The sequence below is a fragment of the Cellvibrio fontiphilus genome (genome assembly GCF_042646205.1).
In the GTDB taxonomy this organism is placed as follows: domain Bacteria; phylum Pseudomonadota; class Gammaproteobacteria; order Pseudomonadales; family Cellvibrionaceae; genus Cellvibrio; species Cellvibrio fontiphilus_A.
This window is the reverse complement of sequence record NZ_JBHRTF010000008.1, coordinates 1-739: the sequence shown is the minus strand read 5'-3', so window position 1 is coordinate 739 and position 739 is coordinate 1. Positions and strand designations below refer to the sequence as shown.

Genomic DNA, 739 nt, shown 5'->3' with positions numbered 1-739 from the left:
GAAAAATGATGACGATTTTAAACGCTATGGTGCGGGATAACTGCGAGTGGCAGGCTAACTAAATTTGCGTTTCAGGTATTGATTTTCTACCACAGTCGCTTGTTACACATTTTTAGTCAATGCACTTTGCAGATAAATGAATTGCAACAATATTAGAATTGGCGGAAGCACACCAAACATAAAGCCAAGCTTGCCATACAAATAGACCAAGATAGAAGATGCAACCAAGCCTAGAAATAGAGCAATTTTAAACTTAGAAGAATAATAATAAATTTCTTCTCTTATGGTGGTATTTATTAGCCCCCATAGAATGAATAAAGCGTAAACCCCAAAAAAATTTCCTAGTGTTGCTAATAAGATATTTAAACCATCAGCACCACCTTTTCCAATTAACTGCATTACAGAAACAGGAACACCGACCACAACTGCAAGTAAAGTTGTGTAGCACAATACAGCCGTTAACGGGCCTAAGATAATTAGCACTTCAGCGGTAAGTAGAGCTTTTTTCATAGTGTGTAACGTTAAGTTCAGCCGCAGTTTGTAAGCAGCGCATTTGGGAAAAACTTCGCGCAGCGATTCGCTAAATGCGCTGCTTACAAACTGTCGAGTGGAGCGAAGCGGAACGGTGCTGCAACGCCTTGTATGATTGATTTCACCAGTTTTCTTATCATTCTTAACGCGATAAGGTGGAGCCCATACCTGCAGCAACAGGTATTCAGCAAGGTAGCCCGGTGCAGCG

At 40.9% G+C, this 739-nt stretch carries 1 protein-coding gene; it reads right to left on the bottom strand.

Annotation, left to right across the window (positions count from 1 at the left end):
• Positions 1-102: 102 nt before the first annotated feature.
• A partial coding sequence (locus tag ACFODX_RS16075) for a hypothetical protein (RefSeq protein WP_378121035.1) occupies positions 103-739 on the bottom strand: 637 nt, incomplete at its 5' end.